Here is a 26,756-nt window from a genome sequence, read left to right as displayed (position 1 = left end):
CCCCGGGGATCGCCTAGGCATCGCCGCCCGCCCCCTTAAGTCTGGAATGAGCTGACTGGAATGAGCCTTCAATCCGTTCGTGCCTTCTTCGCTGAGAAAGCCCCCGACATCTCCGTCATGGAATCCCCGATCAGCTCGGCGACGGTGCAGCTGGCCGCCGAAGCCTATGGCGTCGAGCCCGGCATGATCGCCAAGACGCTGTCCTTGCGCGTCGGCGAGCGCGTCATCCTGATCGTGGCCGCCGGCACCTCGCGGATGGACAACAAGAAGGTGAAGGCGCAGTTCGGCGGCAAGCCCAAGATGCTGGGGCTGGAAGAGGTCGCCGACATCACCGGGCACGAGGTCGGCGGCGTCTGTCCGTTCGGGCTGAAATCGCCGCTGCCGGTCTATTGTGACATTTCGCTGAAGGCGTTCGACGTGGTGGTGCCGGCCGCAGGCTCGACCCACAGCGCCGTGCGCATCACGCCGGACCGATTGGCCGAGCTGACTGCGGCCGAATGGGTCGATGTCTGCGAGCACAGGCCGTAAGGCGCCGGCTGCGATGCCTGATGCTTTTGCCGGTCAGGGAGGCTAGTGTAAGGACCATGCCCGACGAGAAGGTGAAACGACGACTGACCACCGTGCTGTGCGCTGACGTGTACGGCTATTCCCGCCTCATGGAAGCGGACGAGAGGGGCACGCTGGAGACGCTCCGCCGCTACCGCACGGCGATTGCGCGATTGGTCGAGCGCCATGACGGCCGCATCGTCAACACCTGGGGCGATGCCGTGATCGCCGAGTTCGCCAGCGTCGTCGAGGCCGTGCAATGCGCGATCGAGATCCAGCAGGAGATTTCCCATCAGGAATCAACCCCGCCGCCGTTGAACCCGATGCAGTTTCGCATCGGCATCAATCTCGGCGATGTGATGGTGGATGGCACTGACATCTATGGCGACGGGGTCAATATCGCGTCGCGCCTGCAAGAGCTCGCCGAACCCGGCGGCGTCGTGATCTCGAGCTCCGTCTACGATCAGGTGCACAACAAATTATCTGTCGGCTTCGACTGTCTCGGCCAGCGACCCCTGAAGAACATTGCACCCCTGACCAGCTATCGGTTGACCATCGGCAGCCATACCGCCGGGCAAGCGAGCTATCCGATCAAGGACAGTCCGCTACCCGGGGGGACCGCCGGTGCCCCGCTGATGGGCCGCGAACGCGAGCCATCCTCATCGAGGAACGCCGTTTCGGACTGGCTAGCAAGGCTGCCCCGTCCGGTCGCAGCGGCGCTCACGGTCTCGGCCTTCCTGATTGCAATCAATCTATTCACCGGCGCGCACAAGATCTGGTTCCATTGGCCAGTCACGGTCATCCTCTTCGGCGCGGCCTTGCGGATGGCGCTCGGACCTCGACCTCAATCGGACAGACGGGAAGAGCGCTGAACGCGACGATGCGATGCGCATCGTCGCGCGTAACCGCTAACCTGCGCTAGTCGTCGTCATCGTCATAGGGCCGCGGCTGCACCTGCTGAGGGGGCGGCGGCGCATTGTTGTAGCGCGGCGCAGGCGCGACGCGATTGCGCGGAACGGGCTGTTGCGACGGCATCTGGTTATTGGATTCGAACACGGCACGGCAGCCATTGGAGAGCTGTGGCGTGTTCTGTCGTAAGCACGCGGTGATACGGCTTACATCCGGAATCTGGTCGCTGCACAGGCGCCAGACGTCAGGCGTGCAGGCCATCTGCTGCTCCATGGTTCCACGATATTCTTCGGCGGATGCTGCGCTCTGCGCGACGATGCCGCCGATCGCAAGCGCCACACCCAGCGCAATCCGCTGTGTTCGCATGGTTCCGATCCTTCCAACTCGCTCGATTTGTCTTCAATCAATGAGGCGCGGACAGGTTCTGGACCAACAACAAAATGTGAAAACGCGGCAGGAACCTATTCCACCCTGCCGATCTTCTTCACCGCCGCGATCAGCCGTGCGCTGTCGCTCGCCACGAAGTCGGCGAACGCAGGCGCATCCTGATAGGCGACGAGGCTGCCCGACGCCTCGAATGTCCTGAGCACGTCAGGGTTCGTCATCACCTGCGCCATGGCTTCGCGCAGGCGCGTCGCGGCCGGCGCCGGCAGCGCGCTCTGTGCAAACAGCCCGGCCCAGATGTACATCTCGACATCGGTGTAGCCGAGCTCCTGGAAGGTCGGCACATCGGGGAAGCTCGCGATGCGCTGCGCGCCGCAATTGGCGAGCACACGCAGCTTGCCGTCGTCGACCTGCGGCTTCAGCGTGCCCGGCGCCGCCGCGATCGCCTGCACGGTGCCGCTGAGCAGCGCGGTCAGCGCGGGGCCCGCACCGCGGAACGGCACGTGCAGCAATTTGATGTCGGCGCTGTTTGCGAACATCTCCATTGCGACATGCAGCGTGCCATAGGGACCGGACGAACCGTAGGTGATCTGGCCGGGGCGTTTCTTCGCGTCCTCGACGAACTCCTGCGCCGTCTTCCAAGGTGCCGAGGTCGGCACCGCGAGCAGCGTCGGATCGGCCAGCACGCGCGCGATCGGCATGAACTGCGACATCTCGTAGGCGACGGGCCGGTCGAACAGCCTGTCGGCCTCGGGCAGCACCGCGAGCGAGGACAATGTCATCAGCAGCGTGTAGCCATCGGGCTCGGCGCGCGCGGCCGCGGCATTGCCGACCGATCCGCCGGCGCCTCCGGCGCGGTTGTCGACGATCACGGACTTGCCGAGAATCCGCTCCAGCGCCTGCGCGACGGGGCGGGCCGCAAGATCGGCCTGGCCACCGGCGGGAAACGGGACGATCATGGTGATGTTGCGGACAGGGTAGGTTTGCGCAAAGGCCGCTTCCGGTAATGCGATCCGCAACAACGGCAATGCGGCAGCGGCACGCAAGACGTCACGTCGATCCATACGTCGATTCATGCGTCGATTCATGGCAGCCCCCCTGTTTTCTTGTTTCGCTGCCAGCCTAGCGTGATGGTCCGCAAGAACAAGCCGTTTACGAAGTGTTAGCCATGTTCGGCCCCGTCAGGAACACATCCCCCGACCCTCCGTTTCCTTTGGAGACGATCTTGCCAAGGAGTGCGCCATGGGAAAACTCGCGACCATCGACGTCGCCCTCGACGAGATGCTGGTGAATCTGGCGGCGATCGTGCTGCGGCTTTCAAAGCCCGAGATGACGCGAACGCCGGAAGCGCGCCGCGCCCTGACGCAATCCGTGCATCAATACGCCGTGTGCGCCGCGCGCTCGACCGACCCGCGCGTGCATGAGATGAAGACGGAGCTCGAGAAGACGCTGAAGCCAAGCCTGCGGATCGTGGCGATCGACGGGGTGAAGGTGTCTTGATTGGGCCCGGTCATTGCGAGCGCAGCGAAGCAATCCAGAGTGTCTCCGCGGAGGTATCCTGGATTGCTTCGTCGCTTCGCTCCTCGCAATGACGGAGATCGTTGAAGCGGTTCGCTCTAAACCTTCACCTTCCCGCGCGGCCGGCGCTTGCACGTGCCCGGCAGGTTGGCCGCAAGGAAATCGCCGAGCGCTTCGACGCGGGCGGGGCGCGGGCCGCCGGGTGGGGTGACGAGGTGCACGGCGCCTTCGGCCTGCTTCCAGTCCTTCAGGATCACTTCGACGGCGCCGGACGAAATCGCTTCACCGACGATGAATTCGGGCAGCTCTGCGATGCCGAGGCCGGCGATGAGCGAGGGCATCACCGCTTCGCCATTATTGACGCGCAGCAGGCCGCCGGGGCGCACGCTGGCCTGCTCGCCGGCGGAATTGGTGTAGTGCCAGATATTGGGCGTGGAGAGATAAGCGTAAGCGAAGCATTTGTGCTGGGCGAGATGCATCGGATGCGTCGGCCGGCCGTGTTTCTTCAGATAGGACGGCGCCGCCACAGTGAAGCGCGGCATGGTGAAGAGCCGCCGCGCGATCAGCGAGGAATCCGGCAGACGCGCGATCCGCACCGCCATGTCGAAGCCTTCGCCGATCAGATCGACCGTCGCATCGCTCAGGTGAAGATCGACCGAGACCTCAGGATAAGTCTCGAAGAACTCCGGCAACAACGGCGCCACCGCCTTGATGCCGAACGTCATGGGCACCGCGAGCCGCACCAGGCCGCGCGGCGCGACCGATTGCGCCAGCGCCTCGTTCTCCGCCGCTTCACCATCGGCCAGCAGCCGCGTGGCGCGATCGGCGAGCTTGTGGCCGGCATCGGTCAGCGCCAGGCGCCGCGAGGTACGGTTGAACAGGCGGGCCCCTAGCCGCTCCTCCAGGCGGGTGACCGCCTTGGACACCGTGGCCTTGGACGTCGAAAGCTCGCTCGCCGCCCCGGCAAACGACCGTAATTCCACGACTTTTGCGAAAATCGCGAGCGCCTCGAAATCGGGGAGTTTGGCCATGGCAGGGTCCGTCTGGGATATTAATGGAAACAATGTGTTTCGACAGTTTCTATTTCTATACCACAGGCGGAGGCTTATCCAAGGGTCATCAGAAATTCAGGACTGGAGAAATCCAATGACCAAGAAGCTTTCAGGCAAGGTTGCCCTCGTCACCGGCGGTTCGCGCGGCATCGGCGCGGCCTCGGCCCGCGCTCTCGCCGATGAAGGCGCTGACGTCGCGATCAGCTATGTCGCTTCGCCGGAGAAGGCCGAGGCCGTCGTCACCGAGCTGAAGGCCCGCGGCGTCAAGGCCCGCGCCTTCAAGGCCGATCAAGCCTCGGCCAAGGACGTGACGAAGCTCGTCAACGACGTCGCAAAGGAGTTCGGCCATCTCGACATCCTCGTCAACAATGCAGGCGTTGCCGCCGGCGGCGCGACCGACGATGCGAAGGCCGACACCGGCGCTCTGGAGCGGCAGGACCAGGTCAACGTTCACGGCGTGATCGCGGCGATCCGCGCCGCCTCGCAATTGATGGGTGAAGGCGGCCGCATCGTCACCGTCGGCTCCATGCTCGCCGACCGTGCTACATTCCCGGGTCTTGCCGACTACGTTGCCACCAAGGCTGCCGTGGTTGGCTACACCAAGGGTGCGGCACGCGACCTCGGCCCGCGCGGCATTACCGTCAACGTGGTGCAGCCCGGCTCGATCAACACCGACATGAACCCTGATGACGACCGCGATTTCGCGGAAGCCCAGCGCAAGCAGCACGCGCTGCAGCGCTTCGGCCGCCCCGAGGAAGTCGCCGCCGGCATCGTCTTCCTCGCAAGCCCCGAAGCCTCCTTCGTCACCGGCACGGTGCTCAATGTCGACGGCGGATTTGGCGCATAGCGCCAAACCCCGTCCATCAAAGGAAACACTCCCATGATCGAACTCAGACCTTTCAACAAACTTGGCGGCGCCGATCACGGCTGGCTGAAAGCCAAACATCATTTCTCCTTCGCCAGTCACTATGACCCGAACAACATGGGCCACGGCGCCTTGCGGGTGTGGAACGACGACGAGATCGCGCCGAACACCGGCTTTCCCGCCCATCCGCACGCCAACATGGAGATCATCACCTATGTCCGCGAAGGCGCGATCACCCATCAGGACAGCCTCGGCAACGAGGGCCGCACTGAAGCGGGCGACGTGCAGGTGATGAGCGCCGGCAGCGGCATCCGCCACTCCGAGTACAATCTCGAGCCGACCAGGACGCGGATCTTCCAGATCTGGATCGAGCCGACGTCGCGCGGCGGACAGCCGACCTGGGGCTCGAAGCCGTTTCCTAGGGCGGATCGCTCCGGCAAGCTCGTCACCATCGCGAGCGGCGTCGCAGGCGACACTGATGCGCTGCCGATCCGCGCCGATGCGCGGGTGCTCGCCACCACGCTGAAGGCCGGCGAGAGCGCGGAGTACGAACCGCAGCAGGCGCGGCATCTCTATCTCGTGCCCGCCGCAGGTGCGGTCGAGATCAACGGCGTGCGCGTCAACGCCCGCGACGGCGCCGCGATCCGCGACGAAAGCAAGCTGACGATCACGGCGCTCGAAGATTCCGAGCTCGTGCTCGTCGACGCCGCGTAACCACATCGCTTGCCGTCATTCCGGGATGGCGCAAAGCGCCAGACCCGGAATCTCGAGGTTCCGGGTTCGATGCTTTGCATCGCCCCGGAACGACGGAGAGATCAAAAACACCTCAAAGGAGACCACCATGACCAAAGTTCTCGTCCTGTATTATTCCGCCTATGGCCATATCGAAGCGATGGCCAATGCCGTCGCGGAGGGCGCGCGCGAGGCCGGCGCCACCGTCGACATCAAGCGCGTACCTGAGCTCGTGCCGGCCGAGGTCGCGAAGGCCTCGTACTACAAGGTCGACCAGGCCGCGCCCGTCGCCAAGATCGAAGATCTTGCCAACTATGATGCGATCATCATCGGCACCGGCACCCGCTTCGGTCGCATGACCTCGCAGATGGCGAACTTCCTCGACCAGGCCGGCGGGCTCTGGGCCAAGGGCGCGCTGCACGGCAAGGTCGGCGGCGCCTTCACGTCGTCAGCGACCCAGCATGGCGGCCAGGAGACGACGCTGTTCTCTATCATCACCAACCTGCTGCATTTCGGCATGGTGATCGTCGGCATGAACTACGGCTTTGCCGGCCAGATGAAGCTCGACGAAGTCACCGGCGGCGCGCCCTACGGCGCCACCACGATCACCGGCGGCGACGGCAGCCGCCAGCCCAGCGCCAACGAGCTCGCCGGCGCGCGTTATCAGGGCCGCCAGATCGCGGACACCGCAAAAAAGCTGCACGGTTAAGCTTAAACGCACCGACCGGCTGCATGGCAGATGCGACGCGGGCGGCATTCTCCAGGGAGAATGCCGCCCCATCTATGTGCGTAGAAACGACAGCGCTTACGACACGCAGGATTTACGAGACGCAGGATTTACGAAAGACATGGCTTTCGAACTTCTCCTGATTGCACAAATGATCCGCAGACCGGCCCAGGCGCTCGCGCGCCGCTGGTATTGCCGCAGCCTGTTCCGCGCCTCGCGCGGCCGCTTTCACTGCGCGGAGTGCGCGGGATCGTGAGACGCGATCACTGTTTCGTTGCAGACGACGATACGGTGACGCCATAGACCCAAACGCTATCGTCGGCTCCATTTTTAAAACGTCTCATCACCCGTTGAACGGGCCACAGCAGAGCTCCGTCCTTCAATCGAACGGCAATATTGATTTCAGCTTGGGGATCATTGTCGTCACCCTGCCATTGGCCATCATTCAGACGGCGAATGACCTCGCCAACATACGCGCCAACTGCAAACAGGCGCGCTCCCAGTTGCTGTGACAGGAGACCCCGGGGCCGGGGCTGCCCATTGACCGCTTGCTCTTCAAAGAACCGGTCAACTTGCTTGAGGCTTTCGAGGGAGAAATCCGCTGTATAGCCCGACTGTGAGAGTGCTCTTGAAATCTGTTCGGCCGACGCAAGAGCATCGTTCACGATTTTCGATTCGTTGGCCATGGTCGTTGCCTTGCGATTTTCAGGTACCTGCTGTCCTAAAGATACGGTGGATAGCGTCATTGCAATCGACACCATCGCTAACAGGCGCCCATGAAGTCTGTTGATTCGTTTGCTTCATTTCACGTGCCACCAACATCCAGACACTTGCAGGTGCGTTTCCTAAGCCCGCGTGATGTCGCCGTGCGGCGGGATGCTGACCGCCGGCGCAGATGCTGGCGCCGTTGAGAGCCACCAGCCGTCGCCGGCGAACCAGCAGGTGTCGTCGGGCGCATCTTCTCGCCGCAACGACTGCACGCCTTCCCAGCCTTTCGCGAAGGCCTCGGCCAGCCGCCGTGCGATCTCCGCATCCTGAAGCCCCGCGCAGCCGATGAACTGGGCCCGGCTCAGGAATTTGGCGGGCCAGGCCGCGCCCTGCTCCGGGCGTGTGATCATCAGCATGCCGCCGAGCACGCCGGCCGGGGCTAGCGGAAACACCAGCCGGCCGCCAGGCCGCAACGCCTCCAGCCATTCCACGGCCGGCTGCGCCGCGCCGGCGCAGACATAGACCACGTCAACATCTGGCAGATCGGCGGCAACGCCCGAACGCTCGCGCAGCTCGACATTGGCGATGTCCTTCAAATTCTCACGCGCGAGCGCCGCCAAGCGTTCGTCGATCTCATAGGCATAGACGCGGCCATTGGGGCCGGCGAGTTCGGCGAGGATCGCCGTGTAATAACCCGTGCCCGCGCCGATCTGGAGCACAGTCTCGCCTTCCCTGACCGCGCAGCCGCTCAGCCAATGCGCGTGCGCGCCGGGCATGCCGATGTTGATGCCCCGCGCCGGATCCAGTGCCAGCAGCGTGTTCTGATAGAGGAAGACCGGATCGTCATCGGGCGTCACGACATAGGGATGACCGCCCAATGCGATCGACCACGGGCCGGGCCCGGCGAAGGGTTCGCGCCTCACATTGCGAAAGGCCTGTTCGAGGCGAGGATCCGTGGCCTTGGCCGCGCTGCAGATCAATTGTGCAAAGAACGCGCGATATTTGGTCGAACGATCGTCCATGTCGCCTCCTCGCTGAGGCGGTCACGATAGCACAACGAATGCGATATACGAGTGACCGCTGCAACCAGAGACGGTTCATCGCGTCTTTCTCAGCGCGTCTTTTTCAGCGCGTCTTGCCCATGGCCCGCGCCACCAAGGCTGCGAGCCTTGGATGACGGCGCACTCCCTGCGCGGCATGGTCGCGAAAGACAAAGGGCAGTCCGCGCCATGACAGCGCGACACTGACATTGGTCAGCGGCACCGGCTCGGCGCCGAAGCGGCGCTTGTAGTCGTGATTACCGATGCTGAGATCGAAGCGCCGCACGCCCTGCGCATGCAGCGCCGCCATGGTGCGCTCGGTCACGAGCAGCCCCGGTGAGCAATTCGCCCATTGCTTGCCGGCATGGCCGATGCGCAGCAAATAATAGGTCGCGCCGTATCTGACGCCGAACGTCGTCGCCACGATGCCCTCGTCGCAGACCAGCGCCGAAACCACCGCAAAACCTTCCGCAACGCCTTGCCGCGCGACATCACGGTAGAAGCGGGCATGGACCGCATCGTTGAGAACGAACCGCGAGCCGAGCTGCTGCATCCGCTCCTGCTGCTGCACATCGATGACGTCGAGCAGTTCGTGCGCGCGCGCAACGTCGGTGGCGATCTCGAAGCGGGCGCCGGCATGGCGGCTGAACACGCGCCAGCAGCGCGGCATCTGCATGCGCTTGATCGAGGCCTGATAGTCCGCATAATCGTCGCCGGTCAGCACGAGATTGCCGTTGAGCGAGCAGGAGCCGGAGCGGCCGAGCGACACCAGCGGGTTCGGCTTGGCGCCGACATAGGACGGCATCTTCTTGAAGCGAAGCAGGTCGAAACGATCAGGCAGGGCGCGCAAGCCATCGACCAGCGCCGCGCTGATCGCCTCTGCGCCGGCCGCATCGAAACTCGCATCGCAAGCAATGATCGGAGCGTTGTTGTCGGAAACATCGAGATCGGCAAACTCGACGACACGGATGCCGCGCCTGGTGTGGCTGAACATCGGCACCAGCGCGATGTCCCTGCCGGTCGCCGTGTCGGTGATGACGGCGATCAGCGGCGCGACGCCGTGAAACGCCCCGTACCAGGCGCCCAGCCAGTAACCATGCTGAAACGCGGTGCGATGGCCGGCGTTCAGGCGCAATGCAGCCTGTCGCCAGTCACGCAGGAAATCGACCGAGATTCCCGACACGCTGGATAGCCGACCGTCTAGTTGCTCGACGCTGAGGAACGCCATTTGCGGGGCATACAATTACTGAACACAACCAGATAGATTATGTTTTGTCGCAGACCACAAGTTACGTCGCTGCTTATCGTTAAGCCGATACCGTCAGTTGCGCCGGCGCCGTCGCGCGTGTGCCGATATGGAACGTGCAGCTGCGACAAGTTGTCAGCGTTCGGGTTCCCCTTGCGTGATGCATTGGAACCGGGCCAGGAAGTGCAGCCCTGCGACCGCGAGCGCGAACATGAACCAGACCGGATTCTGCCGCTCGACCAGGAAGGTTTCAGTCACCCCGAAATACAGGCCGAACATCCAGATGGTCAGGAACAGCTTGCCCAGTGCGGTGCTGCGATTGTGGGCCTGGACCTCCTGGAAATTGCGCAGCGGCGCAAGCACGAAGATGAGGATGACGAGCACCAGGCCCGGCAGGCCGATGGTGACGGCCAGATCGAGATAGCTGTTATGGCTGTGCGCCGCGGTCACCGCCCATTCCGAGCCCTGGACGGTCTTCCCCTCCGCCGCGCCGTCCCAGAACGCCGCATAGCCATGACCGGTGATCGGCTTTTCCGCAACGGCTGCGAGTGCAAACTCCCAGACCTCGGCACGGCCGGTGAAGCTGGGATCGATCGGAAGCACCCGTGTGATGCTGCCCAGCACCGGGCTCACGACGCTGCCGACGGTCAGCAGGTTCATCACGATCAGCGGCGCAAAGCAGATGATCCGCTTCAGCCACAGGCTCCTGGTGACATAAACCAGCGACGCCAGGGCGTAGATGGCAAGGCAGAGCACCGTGGACGTCTTGCCGCCGGTGAAGATCAGGAAGATGCCGGCCAGCAGCGCGATCGCCGGCCCCAGCACGAAAGACCCCACGGCCGACAGGTAAATGCCGACATAGACCAGAATGGACATCACCGGCGAGGCGATGTTCTTGTGGCCGAAGCTGCCGCGCCAGTCGCCGGCAAGCTGCGGCTCGGTGATGTCGAGCGCGGTGTGGATCGCATAGTGCGGGGCAAGGATGACGCCGAGATAGCACGTCACCAGCAGCGCCAGCGCAGCACCACCGATGCACAGATTGAAGCTCCGCTGCGTCGGTGGCAGCAGCGGCAGCAGCACGGCCAGCGTGGTGGCGCTGCCCGCGAGCACGAAGCGCTGGATCGAGATCTCGCGGCTCTCGGAGAATGCGAGGTTGATCAGCATCCAGCCGATCAGGCAGAGATGCAGCGGCTTGACCAAGCTTTTGAGCGAAGGCGCGTCGGTCGTGAAGGTGAGCAGCACCGCGACGGCGGCCAGCAATCCGAACGAGATGTAGGTCGACGCCAATCGCCCGCTGACAACAGTGGCGACGTCGGGATTGCGCAAGTCGGGAAACGGATCGAGCGTGATCAGGACCAGCAGCAGGGCGGCGACGGCAACAAGGCAGCGCGCCACGTTGACGACGTTGAACCTCGCCAGCACGTCGCGCAGCGCATGGCCGAGCGAGCGGGCCTCGACGTCAGTCATGTCTGCGGCGCTGCGATCCATGCCTCGAGGCCTGACGGGACGATGGGGGACCCCAGGGGGTCTACCCCATCCCCGTTAACCATCCGTCAACCAGCATGCCCGAGACGGCAGGAACCCGGCTCTGCCGCGCGACGCTGCGCGCGATCTCGTAATATTGCAGCGCGCGCTGCTCCAGCGTCAGATGATCGAGGATATAGCCGCGCGGATCGAACTTGCCCGCGGTGCAGGCGGCCCAGAAATCGGCCCAACGGTCCTCGAAGCCGGCGCGGTCGCTGAATTTGAGCCCGCAGCGATCGTCCCAATAGGGCACCGAGGAGACAGGTCCGAACTGCACGCGGTGCGGATAATAGTCGGGATCCCGCCACGGGCCACCCGGGTCCCAGGCAAACACCGGCACGCCGCAGGACAGCGCCTGCTGATAGGCGATGCCCTGACTCTCGTTCTGGCACAGGAAGATCATCGCGCGCGAATGCGCCAGCGCCGACCGGTAGTCCTCCTCCTTGTAGCTGCCGTAGCGCAGCTCGATGAAGGAGCGGCCTTCCTGTCTCAGCCGCGCGCGAACCGGCTCGACCAGGTCGGGCACGTGGCGCTCGCGATCCAGGCTGACCTTGTCGTAGATCAGGACGTCGACGGCCTTTTCGCGCGGCCGCGACGGCGCCCACTGTTCGGTGTCGATGCCGACAGGCCATGCTTCCGTCTCCGGCCAATGCGGCCGGTACATGTCGGCATACCACGGACCGGGCACCAGGAATTTTCTGACCGGGAGCCGCTTGAACAGGTTGGGATCGTCGAGCGGATGATTGAAGGCGCAAACTCCGAGCAGGATCGGGTTCTTCCACGCGAACTTGTCGAGCAGGAAGGCACGACCGATGATGCAGGCGACTTCGTCGGGGTGCTGGGCGATGTAGCCGTAATCGTTGACGCGGTAGCGGATGCCGAGGCGATCGAGCCCGGCGCAGAGATTGAGGAACACGCGCAGCTGGCCGCTCATGCGCGGCTCGCCGTACAGCATCTTGCGCGCCATCCGACGCAGATGGCGGTCGCCGGGAAACCAGCGATCGTCCTTGTCCTCAAAGAACAGGTTGAGGATCATGTCATCTGGATCGTAGTCGAATGTCTTTGCGGGCACTTGCATCCATCCGCGGCGTCAGGGCCCCGCATTCTCGCATGAGACCCGCTGCCAAACCTCTCGAAAGCTGCGACAGACTTAACGCCACAGGTTTAACGCTAATCTACGAAACCGACGCTGCGCGGGCCTTCGCAACAACGATTTGATCGTTATGTGGGTATCATCCGCGACGGTCGCGCGACGCGGCCCTGGTTAACAGATCCTTAAACACGACGAGCCCACGCCTTGCCCCTCGCCGATGCCACGCTCGACCTACCGACTGCCGCGCCAGCGGCGGTGGATGCGCGCCCGGCGTCGCCTGCGGTGTCCGTCGTCATCCCCGCGAAGAATGCCGCGGCCTATATCGGCGAAACCATCGATAGCGCGCTCGCGCAGGGCGACGTCATCGAGATCATCGTCGTCGACGACGGCTCGACCGACGGCACCGAGGCCATCGTCGGCGCCTTCAGCGATCCGCGCCTGCGCCTGATGCGCAACGATTCCAGCGGCGTGTCGGCCGCGCGCAACTTAGGGGCCCGCAATGCGCGCGGTGACTGGCTAGTCTTCCTCGATGCGGATGATCGGCTGCGGCCCGAGGCCGTGACGACCTTGCTGGCGGCGGCCAGGACCGCGCCGCGGGCGGTCCTGGTCTATGGCGACTACAACACCATCGACAGCAACGGACGAACGATCGGCCGGCGCGATCTGCTGAAGGGACGCCTCAAGCCCTCAGGCAACGTGCTCGAGCGGCTCACCAGCGGCAATTTCATCGTCAATGGCGGCATCATGCTGGTCCGCACCGATGCTTTCCGCGCCGCCGGCGGCTTCGACGTTTCACTGCGCTATTGCGAGGACTGGCACTGCTGGTGCCGGCTCGCCGCAACAGGCGAGTTCGCCTATGTGCCCAAGCTTCTGCTCGATTATCGGTTGCACACGGCCAATACGATGAATGCGGCCGTGCGGACGCCGCAGGACTTCTTCCCGGCGGTGGAGCGCGTGTTCGATGACGAACTCATCCTCGGCAAGCTGCCGTCAGGCACGGCCGCGCGGCTGCGGCAAGCGGCCGAGATCCATCTCGTCACCTATGCCGCGACGCAGGCCGTCCGCTTCGGGCGCCATCGCGAGGCGCTTGCCTATCTCGGCATGGTCGGGCAGCGATCGCTCAAGGCGATGCCGCGGTCCGCGATCAAGATCGCGCTTTCCTATGTCGGTATCTAGCGACTGACGCGTCAGGAAACGATCTTCGAAGCCTCGTAAGGCTTCGGGTTGTAGCCAAAAGCCGCAAGCGCAGATCCGACAGCCATCAGGACGGGATGCATCGCGACCACGGCTTTCGCTGACGTCAGCAGTCGAGCGGAGCGAACCAGCGATAGTGGCAACCGCGCCAGCGCCTGCGCGAACAAGCGCGCCCGCGCTGCCGTACCGCGCGCGGCCTTGACGTGCACACGGTAATTGATCACGCCGATGCGCAGGCTGCGCCTGGCGATCCAGCCAAAGCTCGTGCGGTTATGCGACACGGTCTCGGCGATCACGGCTTCCGCGGTCCAGTGGAAGACCATGCCGGCGTCGCGGCCACGATTGAAGAAGTCGCAATCGCCGCCGCCGAGAAAATTGAATTGCAGATCGAAGGCGGGGCTACCGAGCCGCTCGAACGCCGCACGCGTGATCAGGCAATTGCCGCAGCCGTAGATCAGCGGCACGGCACCGGTGTAATCGTAGGCAGGACAGAAGGCGGGATGGCGCGCCAGCCAGGGCTGGCTGTCATCGTCAAACACCGGCAGCACCGGTCCGCCGACAATGTCGGCGCCAGTCGCTTCCGCCGTGCGAACCATCAGCTCGAGCCAATCGGGCGAAGCGATCTCGTCGTCGTCGATCATCAGGAAGCGGGTCGCGGCGGGGAACACCGCCTGCGCCGTCTCGAACGCGGCGTTGATCGCCTGGCAATTGCCCTGCCGCTTCTCGACCAGACAGATGCCCTGGAGTTTGCCGTCGGCGAGATATTCCGCCGCCACCGGAGCGCTCGCGCGTGCCGCGGCATCGTTCTCGACCATGACCACCGCGAAGGAGCGCGGAGTGCGCTGATTGACCAGTGAATCCAGCGTCAGCCGCAGGTGGTCGGGCCGGCGGAAGCAGGGAATGCAGACGACGATGCCGACCGAGAGGTCGATGACGCGCGAACTCGCCGCGATCTCCCTGTTGGGATCGCGCACGGCATCAGAGATCCGGCTGGCGGACAAATCTGTCGGGATCAGCGTCATTGCGCTCTCAATGCCTCAGATATGTTGAGAAAGCCCTGCGTCCACTGTCCCGCGACGGCACGGCCGCACGGGACAGATGCGTCCCGGAATGAGCGGCCTGCCCGCGTGATCGAAATGCACCGCGACAACGATGTCGCGGCGGTGAGGCGTCCTATCATGCGCTTGACCGTTTTCGCGTGTTTCCCGGCGAATTCCTTCGCGCGTGACACTGCAATTCGCAGTCCACCCCGCGCCATCAGCGCTGGGATGGACGATGCCGTAGTTAACGTGGGGTCCGATTAACTCGCCTGTAAGCACCGTGACCGGTGATGCCCCGCGGCATCAGATTTGCTCTTCGGGGTCGAGAGATTTTTCCTGTAAATTTAAGTCGAACAAGCGCGGTTGGAAAATATGAGCAAGTCGGCCACGATCGAGTTCGTCCGCCACGGCGACGATCACATCACCCAGCGACAGGCCTGAAGCCGTGCGCGCGCAACCTGGCCATCACGCTGCGATGCTGGACGCGCGCGCGCCGCTGGATGGGCACGGTAACGAACTGTTAATCACTGGGAGGCTGCCGACACCGGAGCGGCACAAGGACGCGGCAAATGGCGGCCAGCGCTTAAACGCTTTGTTTGCCATTTCGGTGAATAGTCCCTCAATGAGTATGGTTAATTTTCCTTGTTGCGTTGATTGCGCGCCTATATCCCCGGTGCGAGGCGTAAAGCGAAGACTAACCCCTCAGCCCGCGACCGTTGGAATGAAAGCTGGGGACTATGCTTGACTATAACCAGCCGATTGATCGGGCCAGAAATCCGACCGCGTCGGAAGCCCCGCAGCGAAAATCAGAGACCGGCTTCAGCGTGCTGGAGCTCGCCAATTTGCTGTGGCGGCGCAAGATTGCAATTGCCTCCGCGGCGCTCATCGGCGCGTGCCTCGCCGTCGCCGTCGGCAAGAGCCTGACACCTCGCTACACCGCAACCGCCCAGCTTTATGTCGATCCGCGCGAACTCCAGCTCGTCGATCGCGAGCTCACGCCGCGCGCCCAGGACGTCTCCGGCATGTCCATGCTGGTGGAGAGCCAGGCGCGCCTGATCACCTCCAACAACGTGCTGCTGCAGGTGATCCAGCAGGCGGGTCTCGACAAGGATCCGGAATTCGGCGGTGGCAGCAGCCAGACTCTTGCCTCCTCGCTGCTTGGCCTGATCGGCCTGCAGCTCCACGCGCCCACGGCTGCGGAAACCAAGGAGGTGCAGCTCGCCGCGCTCGACGCGCTGAACAAGCACATCACGATCCGCAAGACCGACAAGAGCTTCATCGTCGACATCGAGGTCTGGTCCACCGATCCGGCGAAGGCGGCGATGCTCGCCAACACGCTGACCAACGCCTACCTCACGGAGTCGCGCAACTCCCAGGCCCTGGCGGCACGGCGCGCGACCAGCGAATTGTCGGGCCGCCTGAAGGAGCTGCGCGAGCGGCTGCGCAATGCCGAGACCGCGCTCGCCACCTACAAGGCCCAAAACAATTTCGTCGGCACCCAGGATTCGCTGATCTCCGATCAGCAGCTCTCTTCCAGCAACCAGCGGCTGTCCGCGGCCCGCGCGGCGACGATGGACGCGCAGGCGCGGCTGGACCAGATCGAGGCGAACAAGCGGACCGCCGCCGATGCGGGCGCCATCCCCGAAGCGCTGCAATCGCCGACGATCGCAAACCTGCGCGCGCAATATGCCGATGCCCGCAAGAAATATGCTGAGCAGACCGCCGAGCTCGGCCCGCGCCACCCGGCGTTGCGGCAGACCGAGAAGCAGGTCGAGGACCTCAAGCGCACCATCAGCGAAGAGATCGACCGTTTCGCGCTGTCGGCCAAGAACGACCTGACCCGCGCCCGCGACTACGAAGCCTCGCTCAATCGTGCGCTGGAGGTGCAGAAGCGGCAGAGCCTGCAGCTCAGCCAGGCGGCCGTGCGCCTGCGCGAGCTCGAGCGCGAGGCCGACGCCAGTCGCGACGTCTATCAGTCCTTCCTCAAGCGCTCGCGCGAGACCGAGGAACAGGAGACCCTGAACACCTCGGCGGCCCGCGTCATCGGCGAGGCCACGGTGCCGCAGCGCCGCTCGTTCCCGCCGGGCATGAGTCTATTCGCGATGATCGGCTTCATGTTCGGTGGGCTTGCCGCCGCCTTCTGGTTCGTCGCGGCCGAGCATCTGATCAGCGGTGCGACCGCACCCGAACCGAGCCGCCGCGAGCGCAAACCTGAGCCTGACGTTGCGAAGCCCCAGGTCGAAGCCGCCGCGCCTCCAACCGTGCTTGCGCTGGTCGAGAAGCCACTGATCGCCCGGCTGCAGGAGGCGGACGTGATCCGCACGCTTGGCGCCATTCTCGCAACCGGCAGTGGCGTCGACCTGACCCGCCTCGGCTGGCCGACGCTTCGTCCCGGATTCCCGTTGACGACGCTGCTCAACGCGCTGCGCGACATGCGCGCGGCGATGGCGCGCCGCACCGACGGCAAGACGATGCCGGTGATCGCGCTCGTCGGGGCCGGCCCGACCTCGGCGCGTAGCGTGACCGCGCTGAATTTCGCGCTCGCCGCCGCGCGCGACGGCAGCCGCGTGCTGATGATCGATGCCGATCATCAAGCGCACGCACTCTCGAGCAAGGTCAAACATCCGGGCAAGGCCGAAGCCGGCAAGGTGGGCTGGCTCTCGATCGGCGGCAGGGCCACGCGCGAGATCAAGACCGTGAACGGCATCTCGGTGCTGCCGGCGACCGAGACCGATGCCGGCAAGGCCGCCGACGCCATACGCAAGGCCATCGCGCAGGCGCGCGCGGCCGGCGGTTATGACCTCGTCATTCTCGACGGCCCCGCGATGCCGCTCTCGGCCGCCGGCCGCAAGCTGCTCGACGGCACCGACGCGCTGGTGGCGGTGCTGCCGACCAGCCTCGATATCAACGACAGCATGGAAGAGATCCTGACCGCGCTCGGTTCCGCTCAGCGCAAGCTCGTCGGCGTCGTGCTCGACGAGCTCACCCCGGCAACCCAAACGCGCCAGCGAGGCAAACAATATGCTTGAGCGCCGCGTCAATCTTGAAGGTCGGGCCGCAACCGCCGAAGTGCCCCGGATCACCGTCGGTGGCCTGCGCATGGCCGCACTCGACCTGGAAGCAACCGCCGACTTCATGATCGAGGCGACCGATCAACGTCACCGCATCAGCCGCCCGCTGTTCCTGACCTCTGCCAATGGCGAGGTGCTGGCGCGCTGCTCGACCGAGCCGCAGACCGAGCGCCTGTTCCGCGCCGCCGATCTGATCAATGCCGACGGCCAGCCGCTGGTGGCAGCCTCGAAGCTGCAGTCCTGGTTTCCGTTGCCCGAGCGCGTTGCCACGACCGACCTGTTCCATGTCGTCGCGCGCAAGGCGGAGGTGAGCGGTCGCACCTTCTACATGCTCGGCGCCAGCGAGGAGGAGAACGCCGCGGCCGTCAGGCGCGTCCAGAACATGTATCCGAGGCTCAAGATCGTCGGGCACAGCCATGGCTATCTCCATGGCGAGGCGCTGCGCGCCAAGGTCGACGAGATCAACGCGCTTGCGCCCGATTTCCTGTGGGTCGCGCTCGGCGTGCCCAACGAGCAGGCTTTTGTCGAGGAATACACGCCGCTGCTGACCAATGTCGGCGTCATCAAGACGTCGGGCGGCCTGTTCAACTTCCTGTCGGGCAGCCGCTCCCGCGCGCCGCGATGGATGCAGAGGGCCGGGCTTGAATGGGCCTGGCGGACCTGGCTCGAGCCGCGCCGCCTGTTCTGGCGCTATCTGACCACCAATCCGCGCGCGATCTATCTTCTGTTCAGCCGCAACCGGCCATTCAATCGCCGAGACGCATAGCGCCCCGCAGGTCGCGCTGAGCAGCCGTCAGACGACGGCGCGCTTCAACACCAGTCCCGCGTCGTCCACGACCGGATCCGTCTCCGGCTGGATCGGCGGCGAGACCGCCAGCTCCATCGGCCGCAACAGCTCGGCCATCTGCTTCGCCGGCAGCGGCTTGGAGATCAGGAAGCCCTGCATCTCGTCGCAGCCATGGGTGCGCAGGAAAGCCTCCTGCTCGGCGTTCTCGACGCCCTCGGCCACCACGGTCATGCCGAGCGCCTTGCCCATACTGATGATCGCCTGCGCGATCGCCTGATCCTCCGAATCCTGCGGCAGGTCGCGCACGAAAGAGCGGTCGATCTTGATGGTGTCGATCGGGAAATGCTTCATCAGCGACATCGACGAATAGCCGGTGCCGAAATCGTCGATTGCCAAGCGGATGCCGCGGCTCTGGATGGCGTCGAGCACCTTGAGCGCACGACCGACATTGCGCATCATCATGCTCTCGGTGACTTCCAGCTGGAGCAGCACCGGCGACATGCCGGAGGCCGCCAGGGCTTCGTCGACGTCCTGCAACAGATGCTCGTCCGCGAACTGCCGCGGCGACAGGTTCACCGCCATCGACAGCGGCAGCAGGCCGCGCCGCTGCCAGGCCATCGCCTGCGCGCAGGCTTCGTTCAGCACCCAGCGGCCGATCGGCACGATCAAGCCGGTTTCTTCCGCAAGCGGGATGAACTGCGCCGGCGAGACGCTGCCGAGATCTGGATGATTCCAGCGGAGCAGCGCTTCCACACCGGTGATCTGCCCCGTCTCCATGTCGACCTTGGGCTGATAGTGCAGCGAGAACTGCTCGCGCTCCAGCGCGCGGCGCAGCGCGCTTTCGAGCGACAGCCGTTCGATCGACTGCGTCTTCACTTCCTTGGAGAAGAAGCGATAGCCGTTCTTGCCGTCTTCCTTGGCGAGATACATCGCCATGTCGGCATTCTTGGTCAGCGTCTGTGCATCGGCACCGTTGGCCGGATACATCGCGATACCAATCGACGCCGTGGTGTGGCACTCGTGGCCGGCGAGCTCCATGGGCTCGGCGAGCACGGCGAGCAACTCGGTCGCGATGCACTGGACATCGTCAATCTGGCCGCACTGATCAAGGATCACCACGAACTCGTCGCCGCCGAGCCGCGCCACCACGTCGCTCGCCCGCAGCGCATTGCGCAAGCGGTTCGCGACCTCGAGCAGAAGCAGGTCGCCTGCCTCGTGCCCGAGCGAATCGTTTATGACCTTGAATCGGTCGAGATCGATGAACAGCAATGCGAAATGGTGATCGCGGCGCTGGGCTTCGTCGATCGCTCCGCGCAGCAGCCCGTTGAAGGTCTCCCGATTCGGCAGGTCGGTGAGGCTGTCATGCGATGCGAGGTATTCGATCCGCTCGTCGGCCTCATGCTTCTCGTCGGCGCGATCGAAGTTCTCCATCGCAAAGGAGACGTTGTCGGCAAGGCGCTGCAACAGCTCGACGAACTCCGGCGTGAAGGTGGCCGGCTCGGTCGACATGTAGATCATGACGCCGACGGCCTGATCGTGCGCGACGAGCGGGAATGCCGCGCCCGACCGCGCGCCGTCGCCGCGGACGACGGCGTGGAAGGCCCGAACGCGATCGTCATTGAGATAGTCGTTGCTGATGCATGGCTGGCGGGTGCGGAACGCGGTGCCGCTCATCCCGCGCCCTTCGGGACGATCGGGGTCGATGGAGAGGCGGACGTTGCGCGTCGTATCCGACGACGGTCCGGCGCTCGCCACGATCTCGAGCTGGTCGCTGTCGGCGCCGGCGAGCGCGATCGTCGTCGAGGTGAACTTGGCGCCGTTCGATGCGGCGAGGCAGACGAGGTCGAACAGCTCGGCCCGCGATTTCGCGCGCATGATGGCTTCGTTGGTGGCGCTCAGCGCCGCAAACATGCGCGTCAGGCGCTCCTTCTGCGCCTCGGTGCGGGCCTTTTCCTCGGCGCGATCGAAATTGTCGAGCGCGAAGGACACGTTCTCGGCCAGACGGTCCAGGAGCTGGATGAGGTCGGGCGTGAACGTGTCTTCCTCCGGCGCCAGAAACAACAGGATGCCGATCGGCTCCTGGCCCTCGCGCAGTAAGGGGAAGCTTGCAGCGGCCCGCGTCCCATCCTCGATCGCCTTGGAATGCCAATGCGCCGACCGCGGATCGTTCAGATAATCGTTGATGACGCTTGGTCGGCGGGTACGCAGCGAAATCCCGATGATTCCCTGACCCTCCGGATGATCGGCGGAAACGCAACAGGTGCGCCCAGTCATCCTTTCCTGGAGGCGCCCTTTCACCGCGACGACGCGGACGCATTCCCTGGCATCATCGAGAATGCCGATGGTGGCCGAGGCAAACACGTCACCGAGCACGGCCGCCTGACAGGCGACGTCAAACAGCTCCTCGCGGGTCTCGGCGCGCATGATGGCTTCGTTGGTGGCGCTCAATGCCGCGAACATGCCGCTCAGACGGTCTCGCTGCTTATCGGCCTTCGCCTTCTCCTCGGCGCGGTCGAGATTTGCGATGGCGAATGACACGTTGCGCGCAAGACGTTCCAGCAATTCGACCAGCTCGGGCGTAAACGTGCCGATCTCGAGCGAATTGAACACGAACACGCCCTCAGTGCGGTCGCCGTTGAGAAGCGGCAGCACAGCGGAGGATTTGACGCCGGTGCGGCGCGCGCTGTCGTGCCACGGCTTGAGCCGCTCATCGGACAGCAGGTCGTTGGTCAGGCACGGCTTTCCGGTGCGGAAACACGTGCCGGTCAGGCCTCGTCCTTCCGGCACCTTGTCCGTCGTTGCGAATTTGAGGCTGCGCACTTCGTCGGAATTCGGTCCCGCAGAGGCGACGACACGCAGCAGCTCCGAGGCTGGCTCGGCAAGCGCAATCGTCGCCGACCCGAACTTGCCGCCCTGCACGGATGCTTCGCATACGAGATTGAACAGCTCGGCGCGCGACGTTGCCCGGATGATCGCCTCATTGGTGGCGCTCAGCGCGGCATACATGCGCGCCAGGCGTTCCTCCTCGCGCGCGATCTCCGCCTTCTCCTCGTCGCGATCGAAATTCTGGAGCGCAAAGCATACGTTCTCGGTCATACGCAGCAACAGCGCGACGATGCCATCGTCTTTCGCCCAGGACTTGCTGACGAAAAAGAACATCACGCCAACGCTGGTTCCGCGCTTGATCAGCGGCGCGGCGACGCACGCGACCGTCCCCGCATTGATGTTCGCCTGCTCCCAAGTCGTTCCCCTGGTTCGACCGACGAGGTCGTCTTCGACCATCGCCTTCTGCGTCCGGAAGACCTGACCGGAGATGCCGCGACCGTAAGGATTGTCGGGATCGATCGAGTAGTGCGCCTGCTTGATCAGATCGAGATTTTGCCCGGTTGCGGCCACCGGCGTGAGCCAGTGCGAATTTTGCTCGCGCAGCAGGACGAAAGTCGCGAGCGACTTGCCGCCGTGCACGGAGGCGTCACAGACCAGCTGATAGAGCTCGCGCTCGGATTTGGCGCGCAGGATCGCTTCGTTGGTGGCACTGAGCGCGCCGAACATGCGGTTGAGCCGCCGCGTCGCACGCTCGCTGGTCTGCCGCGCGGTCTCGCGCGCGAAGTGATCCAATGCGTAGGAAACGTTGGCCGACATGCGCTCGAACAGCGACACCATCTGCTCATTGAGCGAGTTGGCTTCGCTGCGGGTCACATAGAGCACGCCGACGCTCTTGCCGTTGCAGAGCAGCGGCAGCGCCGCAGCCGCACCGATATGGGCACTGGCCGCGCCTGCGCGCCACGCCAGCGACCGCGGATCGTTCAGATAGTCGTTGCTGATGCACAGCTTCTGATTACGAAATGCCTCGCCACCGACGCCCGACCCTTCGGGTGTGCCGGCGTCCGTGGTGATCGTGAGCGAGCTCAGCCGTGGAATGTCGTCGCCGCAACCGGCGGCGAAACGAAGCCGCTGACCGTCCGGCTCGACCAGGAACACGGCGACGGCCAAAAAGTCGCCACTCGAAAACCCGGCGTCGCAGACCTTCTGGTACAGCTCGTCCGGCGATTTCGCGTAGAGAATCGCTTCATTGATGGCGCTCAACGCCGCAAAGGTGCGCGCGAGTGTCGTCGGCACGGTCTCAGCTCCCGGGGCATTTCTGCCGCTTTATCCCAGGCCACGTTATGAACGGGGATCGCCTAAGTGGTCGTTATTGCGGCAGGGAAACCGCCGATCAGAGTGAACGAGCTGCGAACGACCAGCGAAAAACCTCCGGAAATACCGCCGCGCGGGAGGTCGCTTCGACGAAAGGCGTGCCCTGTTTACGAATTTGCAGCCCTGTATTGGTTTACGGGAGATTGATATCGCACGCCCGCTTTGAGACGATGGCGTCCAACAAGCAGCCCGTTAAGGGCACGAAAGCCGAGGGAACGCCATGCCCGTCGTCAAGGCCGACCGCCTCACGCGCATCAGCGCTGCGCTGCTTCGGGCCGCCGGTGCCTCCGAGGAAGAAGCCGATGCCGTTGCCGTCGGCTGCGTCAACGCCAATCTCGCCGGGCATGACTCTCACGGCGTGATCGCGGTTCCCACCTACATCGACCGCATCAAGGCCGGGCACATCGTCCCCGGGGCGAACTGGACCATCGTGCAGGAATCGCCGACCACCACCGTGATCGACGGTCATTGGGGCTTTGGTTTCCACGTCAACGCGAAAGCGATGGCGCTGACGATCGAGAAGGCGAAGACAGCGAATGTTGCAGCCTGCACCGTGTTCCGGCAAAGCCATGTCGGCCGTCTCGCTGCCTATCCGCTGATGGCGATGCGCGAGGGCATGATCGGGATTGCCACCGCCGATTCCGGCCGTTCGCCAAAGCATGTCGCGCCGTTCGGCGGCAAGGAGGCGCGACTCGGCACCAACCCGATCTCGATCGCAGTGCCGTCCGATCTCGAGACGCCGTTCTATCTGGACATGGCGACCTCGGCGGTTGCCGCCGGCAAGATCCAGCTCGCGGTTGCCCGCGGCGATGAAATTCCCACGGGGTGGATCATCGATGCCGAGGGTCGACACACCACCGATCCCACCCAATATCGCAAGGGCGGCGCGCTGCTGCCGCTGGGCGGCACCGAGGGCTACAAGGGCAGCGGTCTTGCCGCGATGGTCGAGGTGCTCTGCGGGCTGCTCACCGGTCTCGGCTTCGGCGTCGAGCCGACGGGACGGCATAATGACGGGTGCTTCATGGCGGTGTTCAACGTCGCCGCCTTCCGCCCGCTGAAGGAATTCAAGCGCGAGGTCGCGGAGTTCGCGCGCTATCTGAAATCGACGCCGCCGTCCGAGGGCAGCAAGGGCGTCTACTATCCCGGCGAGCTCGAAGGTGTGCGCGAGCAGCAGCGCCTGCGCGATGGCATCGAAGTCGAGGACGCGACCTGGGAGAAGCTGCGCGCGCTGGCGCGTGACTACAGGCTCGACACCGTCCTCGATCTGGCCTGACGGCATCAGGAGAACAGCAGCATGTTCAGGCAGATGGTCCTGGTCGGCTTCCTACAGGCGCAGAACTGCACGAACTTGCCGAGTTCGTGGCGGCATCCGGATTCGCGCAGCGACTCCATGTCGGCGGACTATTACCAGGAAATCGCGAGAATTCTCGAAGCCGGCAAGTTCCACATGGCATTCTTCGACGATCGTCTCGCCATGCCGGACCGCTACGGCAACGATCACGCCCACACCGTCGAATACGGCATTCGCTGCGTGAAGATGGATCCGCTGATCGTGCTGACCACGATGGGCATGGTCACCGACAAGCTCGGCTTGGGCGCCACATGCTCGACCACCTATTACGAACCGTTCGACGTTGCGCGCCGCTTTGCCACGCTCGATCTGATGTCGGGCGGCCGCGCCGGCTGGAACGTCGTGACCTCGCTCAATGACGGCGAGGCGCTCAACATGGGGCGGGACTCCCATCCCGAACACGATTCCCGCTACGACAAGGCCGATGAGTTCATGGAGGTGGTGCTCGGCCATTGGGACACATGGGAAGACGGCGCGCTGATCATGGACAAAAAGAGCGGCCGCTTTGCCGATCCAGCCAAGGTAAAGCGGCTGGATCACAAGGGCGCAAACTTCAAGTCGCGCGGTCCATTTACCGTGCCGCGTTCGGACCAGGGCCATCCTGTCATCATCCAGGCCGGTGCATCCGGCCGCGGCCAGCGCTTTGCCGGACGATGGGGCGAGGTGATCTTCACCGCCGCGCGCAATCTTCAGGGCGCCAAGGACGGCTATGCGGCCGTGCGCAACGAGGCCGCCAAGGCCGGCCGCGATCCAGACCAGATGTTCCTCTGCAATCTGACAACGCCGGTCTGCGCTGCGACCAAGGCGGAGGCCGAGGACAAGATGGCGCTGATCAACAAGCTGCCGCTGGAAATCGACGCGCTGTCGCTGCTCGCCGAAGCGCTCAATTACGACTTCGCTTCCAAGGATCTCGACGCGCCGCTGACGACGGACGACCTCAAGAGCATGCAGGGCATCCTGGGCATCCGTGACGGCGTGCTGAAGACTTCGGGCAAGAGCAATCCGAGCGCGCGCGACTTCGTCACCTTCTCCGGCCGCGGCCAGGTGCACGATGCCATGGTCGGCGGCCCCAAGGAGATCGCGGACAAGCTTGAAGAGATGTTCGTCGAGCGCGGTTGCGACGGCTTTGTCATTGCGGCCACTTATGTGCCCGGCTCCTATGCCGATTTCGTCCAGCATGTGGTGCCGGAGCTGCAGCGGCGCGGCCTGTTCCAGAACGACTACCGCGGCAAGACGCTTCGGGAGAATCTCGGACTGAAGCGGCCCGCCGCCGGCGCGTGGAAAGTGCAGCCGCGCAATGCTGCGGAATAATAACGAGGACACAATATGCGCTGGCTGAAATTCACCGCCTCTGGCAAGACGTCGTGGGGCATCATCGAACGCGACCAGGTGATTGCGGTTGACGGCGATCCCTTTGGCCAGTGGCAGCGCACCTCGCGCACGCACCCGCTGGCCGAGGTCAAGATCGAGCTCCCGCTGATCCCGCGCACCTTCTACTGCGTCGGGCTGAATTATCTGAAGCACCTCAAGGAAGCCGCCGACAAGGCCGGCACGGTGCCGGCCGTGCCTGACAGGCCCGAAATCGGCTATCGCGCCCAGAATGCGCTGATCGCGCATGACGAGGATGTCGTGATTCCGTCGTTCGCGACGGAGAAGATCCACTACGAGGGCGAGCTCGTGGTCGTCATCGGCAAGAAGGCGAAGCATCTTACCGAACGGAACGCGATGGATTGCGTGTTCGGCTATACCATCGGCAACGACGTCAGCGAGCGCTCATGGCAGAAGGCCGATCGCAGCCTGTGGCGCTCCAAGAATGCCGACACGTTCAAGCCGATGGGGCCGTGGATCGAGACCGAGGCCGATCTCGACAAGATGGAAACGGTTGTCCGGGTCAATGGCAAGGAGACCAACCGCTTCCACACGAACGACATGATTTTTGGCGTGGTGCCGTTCCTGGTCGAGCTGACCAAGTATTTTACTTTGTGGCCGGGTGATGTGATCTGGATGGGCACCGATGGTGCCTCGCCCGATATCAAGCACGGCGACGTCGTGGAAATCGACATCACGGGCGTCGGCACATTGCGGAGCAGGTTTGTGCGGGAGGGGCGGTAGCGATCCCGTAGCACAGGTGCCGTAGGGCAGGCAAAGGCGCTCTTCGCCGTGCCCACCATCTCTCTCGGTCGCTAAAAAGCGTGGGCACGCTTTGCTTTACCTACCCTACGAGACTACGAGACTTCCCGTGTATCAAAACGGCAGCGCCACGCTGGTCTTGATCTCCTTCAGCACCACATTGCTGCGGACGTAGCGGATGCCGGGAATGCGGAACATGAACTCATCGAGAAAGCGGTTGTAGGCCGCCATGTCCTGCACGACGACGCGCAAATGATAATCGGCATCACCCGTGGTCGCAAAACACTCCAGCACTTCGCGGCGCGTGGTGACGCGCGAGACGAACTCGTCGACGAACTTGGCGTCGTGCCGCTCCAGCGAAACATGGAGGATGGCCGACATCGCAAAGCCCGCCTGCTCGCGCGCGACGAGCGCGGCATAGCCGCGGATGACGCCGCTCTCCTCGAGCGCGCGCACCCGGCGCCAGCAGGCCGAGGTCGACATGCCAACCTCATCCGCGAGCTGCTGGTTGGTGGCGCGACCATCCTTCTGGAGATGGGCGAGAATCCTGGTGTCATGGTCTTCGATCATCGATGGCCCTCAAATCGATAGATCTTACCAAATCTCAGGCTAGCTGGCAAAAATCTACCGTTTCTTGGGTTG

23 protein-coding genes are annotated in these 26,756 nt (G+C 64.2%); 12 read left to right on the top strand and 11 right to left on the bottom strand.

Annotated features, from left to right (window positions below; translation table 11 throughout):
* The first annotated feature begins 60 nt into the window (after window positions 1-60).
* Together Q0687_RS35525 and Q0687_RS35520 are read left to right on the top strand one after the other, a co-directional pair.
* On the top strand, window positions 61-528 hold the full coding sequence (locus tag Q0687_RS35525) for a YbaK/EbsC family protein (protein WP_298887657.1): 468 nt from the start codon (window positions 61-63) through the stop codon (window positions 526-528).
* 56 nt (window positions 529-584) lie between these two features.
* Entirely contained in the window at window positions 585-1,418 is an 834-nt protein-coding gene (locus Q0687_RS35520; protein WP_298887655.1) for an adenylate/guanylate cyclase domain-containing protein, read from the top strand.
* A gap of 46 nt (window positions 1,419-1,464) precedes the next feature.
* On the opposite strand, the gene Q0687_RS35515 is transcribed toward Q0687_RS35520, so the two are convergent.
* Window positions 1,465-1,821, bottom strand: coding sequence for a hypothetical protein (locus Q0687_RS35515; protein WP_298887652.1), 357 nt, complete (start codon window positions 1,819-1,821; stop codon window positions 1,465-1,467).
* A gap of 95 nt (window positions 1,822-1,916) precedes the next feature.
* On the bottom strand, window positions 1,917-2,903 hold the full coding sequence (locus Q0687_RS35510) for a tripartite tricarboxylate transporter substrate binding protein (RefSeq protein ID WP_298887781.1): 987 nt from the start codon (window positions 2,901-2,903) through the stop codon (window positions 1,917-1,919).
* Window positions 2,904-3,081: 178 nt separating this feature from the next.
* Here Q0687_RS35510 and Q0687_RS35505 point away from each other — a divergent pair, with 178 nt between their 5' ends.
* On the top strand, window positions 3,082-3,339 hold the full coding sequence (locus tag Q0687_RS35505) for a hypothetical protein (RefSeq protein WP_298887650.1): 258 nt from the start codon (window positions 3,082-3,084) through the stop codon (window positions 3,337-3,339).
* A gap of 116 nt (window positions 3,340-3,455) precedes the next feature.
* On the opposite strand, the gene Q0687_RS35500 is transcribed toward Q0687_RS35505, so the two are convergent.
* Complete coding sequence (locus Q0687_RS35500) at window positions 3,456-4,388, bottom strand: LysR family transcriptional regulator (RefSeq protein ID WP_298887648.1); 933 nt, start codon at window positions 4,386-4,388, stop codon at window positions 3,456-3,458.
* Window positions 4,389-4,503: 115 nt separating this feature from the next.
* Between Q0687_RS35500 and Q0687_RS35495 the strand changes: the two genes are divergently transcribed.
* The 3 genes from Q0687_RS35495 (at window position 4,504) to wrbA (ending at window position 6,715) form a co-directional block, all read left to right on the top strand.
* Window positions 4,504-5,256: an SDR family oxidoreductase gene (locus tag Q0687_RS35495; protein ID WP_298887646.1), complete on the top strand. Its 753-nt coding sequence runs from the start codon at window positions 4,504-4,506 to the stop codon at window positions 5,254-5,256.
* A 33-nt stretch (window positions 5,257-5,289) separates the two neighbouring features.
* Entirely contained in the window at window positions 5,290-5,988 is a 699-nt protein-coding gene (locus tag Q0687_RS35490; RefSeq protein WP_298887643.1) for a pirin family protein, read from the top strand.
* Window positions 5,989-6,115: 127 nt separating this feature from the next.
* Window positions 6,116-6,715 (top strand): NAD(P)H:quinone oxidoreductase, encoded by a 600-nt coding sequence (wrbA, locus tag Q0687_RS35485; RefSeq protein ID WP_298887640.1) that lies wholly within the window; start codon window positions 6,116-6,118, stop codon window positions 6,713-6,715.
* A 281-nt stretch (window positions 6,716-6,996) separates the two neighbouring features.
* On the opposite strand, the gene Q0687_RS35480 is transcribed toward wrbA, so the two are convergent.
* From Q0687_RS35480 to Q0687_RS35460, 5 genes are all read right to left on the bottom strand, one after another.
* A complete protein-coding gene (locus Q0687_RS35480; RefSeq protein ID WP_298887638.1) occupies window positions 6,997-7,479 on the bottom strand; it encodes a hypothetical protein in 483 nt (160 codons plus the stop codon).
* A 99-nt stretch (window positions 7,480-7,578) separates the two neighbouring features.
* Window positions 7,579-8,463, bottom strand: coding sequence for a methyltransferase domain-containing protein (locus tag Q0687_RS35475; protein WP_298887635.1), 885 nt, complete (start codon window positions 8,461-8,463; stop codon window positions 7,579-7,581).
* Window positions 8,464-8,566: 103 nt separating this feature from the next.
* On the bottom strand, window positions 8,567-9,709 hold the full coding sequence (locus Q0687_RS35470) for a GNAT family N-acetyltransferase (protein ID WP_298887633.1): 1,143 nt from the start codon (window positions 9,707-9,709) through the stop codon (window positions 8,567-8,569).
* A gap of 153 nt (window positions 9,710-9,862) precedes the next feature.
* Complete coding sequence (locus Q0687_RS35465; RefSeq protein WP_298887631.1) at window positions 9,863-11,215, bottom strand: O-antigen ligase; 1,353 nt, start codon at window positions 11,213-11,215, stop codon at window positions 9,863-9,865.
* A gap of 40 nt (window positions 11,216-11,255) precedes the next feature.
* Entirely contained in the window at window positions 11,256-12,323 is a 1,068-nt protein-coding gene (locus Q0687_RS35460; RefSeq protein ID WP_298887629.1) for a glycosyltransferase family 1 protein, read from the bottom strand.
* A gap of 276 nt (window positions 12,324-12,599) precedes the next feature.
* Between Q0687_RS35460 and Q0687_RS35455 the strand changes: the two genes are divergently transcribed.
* Entirely contained in the window at window positions 12,600-13,520 is a 921-nt protein-coding gene (locus Q0687_RS35455; protein ID WP_298887778.1) for a glycosyltransferase, read from the top strand.
* Between the two features lie 11 nt (window positions 13,521-13,531).
* Here the strand turns inward: Q0687_RS35455 and Q0687_RS35450 are convergent, their stop codons facing one another.
* Window positions 13,532-14,560: a glycosyltransferase gene (locus tag Q0687_RS35450; RefSeq protein WP_298887627.1), complete on the bottom strand. Its 1,029-nt coding sequence runs from the start codon at window positions 14,558-14,560 to the stop codon at window positions 13,532-13,534.
* A gap of 755 nt (window positions 14,561-15,315) precedes the next feature.
* Here Q0687_RS35450 and Q0687_RS35445 point away from each other — a divergent pair.
* Window positions 15,316-17,607, top strand: a complete 2,292-nt coding sequence (locus Q0687_RS35445) for an exopolysaccharide transport family protein (RefSeq protein ID WP_298887625.1) — start codon at window positions 15,316-15,318, stop codon at window positions 17,605-17,607.
* Window positions 17,600-18,415, top strand: a complete 816-nt coding sequence (locus tag Q0687_RS35440) for a WecB/TagA/CpsF family glycosyltransferase (RefSeq protein ID WP_298887622.1) — start codon at window positions 17,600-17,602, stop codon at window positions 18,413-18,415. Before Q0687_RS35445 ends, Q0687_RS35440 begins: the two co-directional genes overlap by 8 nt.
* A 27-nt stretch (window positions 18,416-18,442) precedes the next feature.
* On the opposite strand, the gene Q0687_RS35435 is transcribed toward Q0687_RS35440, so the two are convergent.
* Window positions 18,443-22,555, bottom strand: a complete 4,113-nt coding sequence (locus Q0687_RS35435; RefSeq protein WP_298887620.1) for a GAF domain-containing protein — start codon at window positions 22,553-22,555, stop codon at window positions 18,443-18,445.
* A 298-nt stretch (window positions 22,556-22,853) separates the two neighbouring features.
* Here Q0687_RS35435 and Q0687_RS35430 point away from each other — a divergent pair, with 298 nt between their 5' ends.
* From Q0687_RS35430 to Q0687_RS35420, 3 genes are read left to right on the top strand one after another with little or no spacing between them, the layout of a single operon-like run.
* Window positions 22,854-23,906, top strand: coding sequence for an Ldh family oxidoreductase (locus Q0687_RS35430; RefSeq protein ID WP_298887618.1), 1,053 nt, complete (start codon window positions 22,854-22,856; stop codon window positions 23,904-23,906).
* Between the two features lie 21 nt (window positions 23,907-23,927).
* Window positions 23,928-25,295, top strand: a complete 1,368-nt coding sequence (locus Q0687_RS35425; RefSeq protein ID WP_298887616.1) for an LLM class flavin-dependent oxidoreductase — start codon at window positions 23,928-23,930, stop codon at window positions 25,293-25,295.
* A 15-nt stretch (window positions 25,296-25,310) separates the two neighbouring features.
* On the top strand, window positions 25,311-26,096 hold the full coding sequence (locus Q0687_RS35420; RefSeq protein WP_298887614.1) for a fumarylacetoacetate hydrolase family protein: 786 nt from the start codon (window positions 25,311-25,313) through the stop codon (window positions 26,094-26,096).
* 132 nt (window positions 26,097-26,228) lie between these two features.
* Here the strand turns inward: Q0687_RS35420 and Q0687_RS35415 are convergent, their stop codons facing one another.
* Entirely contained in the window at window positions 26,229-26,684 is a 456-nt protein-coding gene (locus Q0687_RS35415) for an Lrp/AsnC family transcriptional regulator (protein WP_298887610.1), read from the bottom strand.
* Between the last annotated feature and the right edge of the window lie 72 nt (window positions 26,685-26,756).

Origin of the sequence: uncultured Bradyrhizobium sp. (genome assembly GCF_936928535.1) — a bacterium.
Lineage (GTDB): Bacteria > Pseudomonadota > Alphaproteobacteria > Rhizobiales > Xanthobacteraceae > Bradyrhizobium.
Note: the sequence above shows the minus strand (reverse complement) of the source record. Positions and strands in the feature narration are given on the sequence as shown.

Coding starts and splice junctions, on each gene's coding strand:
- Q0687_RS35525 (WP_298887657.1), top strand. CDS start 61: ATGAGCCTTCAATCCGTTCGTGCCTTCTTCGCTGAGAAAGCCCCCGAC.
- Q0687_RS35520 (WP_298887655.1), top strand. CDS start 585: ATGCCCGACGAGAAGGTGAAACGACGACTGACCACCGTGCTGTGCGCT.
- Q0687_RS35515 (WP_298887652.1), bottom strand. CDS start 1,821: ATGCGAACACAGCGGATTGCGCTGGGTGTGGCGCTTGCGATCGGCGGC.
- Q0687_RS35510 (WP_298887781.1), bottom strand. CDS start 2,903: ATGGATCGACGTGACGTCTTGCGTGCCGCTGCCGCATTGCCGTTGTTG.
- Q0687_RS35505 (WP_298887650.1), top strand. CDS start 3,082: ATGGGAAAACTCGCGACCATCGACGTCGCCCTCGACGAGATGCTGGTG.
- Q0687_RS35500 (WP_298887648.1), bottom strand. CDS start 4,388: ATGGCCAAACTCCCCGATTTCGAGGCGCTCGCGATTTTCGCAAAAGTC.
- Q0687_RS35495 (WP_298887646.1), top strand. CDS start 4,504: ATGACCAAGAAGCTTTCAGGCAAGGTTGCCCTCGTCACCGGCGGTTCG.
- Q0687_RS35490 (WP_298887643.1), top strand. CDS start 5,290: ATGATCGAACTCAGACCTTTCAACAAACTTGGCGGCGCCGATCACGGC.
- wrbA (WP_298887640.1), top strand. CDS start 6,116: ATGACCAAAGTTCTCGTCCTGTATTATTCCGCCTATGGCCATATCGAA.
- Q0687_RS35480 (WP_298887638.1), bottom strand. CDS start 7,479: ATGACGCTATCCACCGTATCTTTAGGACAGCAGGTACCTGAAAATCGC.
- Q0687_RS35475 (WP_298887635.1), bottom strand. CDS start 8,463: ATGGACGATCGTTCGACCAAATATCGCGCGTTCTTTGCACAATTGATC.
- Q0687_RS35470 (WP_298887633.1), bottom strand. CDS start 9,709: ATGGCGTTCCTCAGCGTCGAGCAACTAGACGGTCGGCTATCCAGCGTG.
- Q0687_RS35465 (WP_298887631.1), bottom strand. CDS start 11,215: ATGGATCGCAGCGCCGCAGACATGACTGACGTCGAGGCCCGCTCGCTC.
- Q0687_RS35450 (WP_298887627.1), bottom strand. CDS start 14,560: ATGACGCTGATCCCGACAGATTTGTCCGCCAGCCGGATCTCTGATGCC.
- Q0687_RS35445 (WP_298887625.1), top strand. CDS start 15,316: ATGCTTGACTATAACCAGCCGATTGATCGGGCCAGAAATCCGACCGCG.
- Q0687_RS35440 (WP_298887622.1), top strand. CDS start 17,600: ATGCTTGAGCGCCGCGTCAATCTTGAAGGTCGGGCCGCAACCGCCGAA.
- Q0687_RS35430 (WP_298887618.1), top strand. CDS start 22,854: ATGCCCGTCGTCAAGGCCGACCGCCTCACGCGCATCAGCGCTGCGCTG.
- Q0687_RS35425 (WP_298887616.1), top strand. CDS start 23,928: ATGTTCAGGCAGATGGTCCTGGTCGGCTTCCTACAGGCGCAGAACTGC.
- Q0687_RS35420 (WP_298887614.1), top strand. CDS start 25,311: ATGCGCTGGCTGAAATTCACCGCCTCTGGCAAGACGTCGTGGGGCATC.
- Q0687_RS35415 (WP_298887610.1), bottom strand. CDS start 26,684: ATGATCGAAGACCATGACACCAGGATTCTCGCCCATCTCCAGAAGGAT.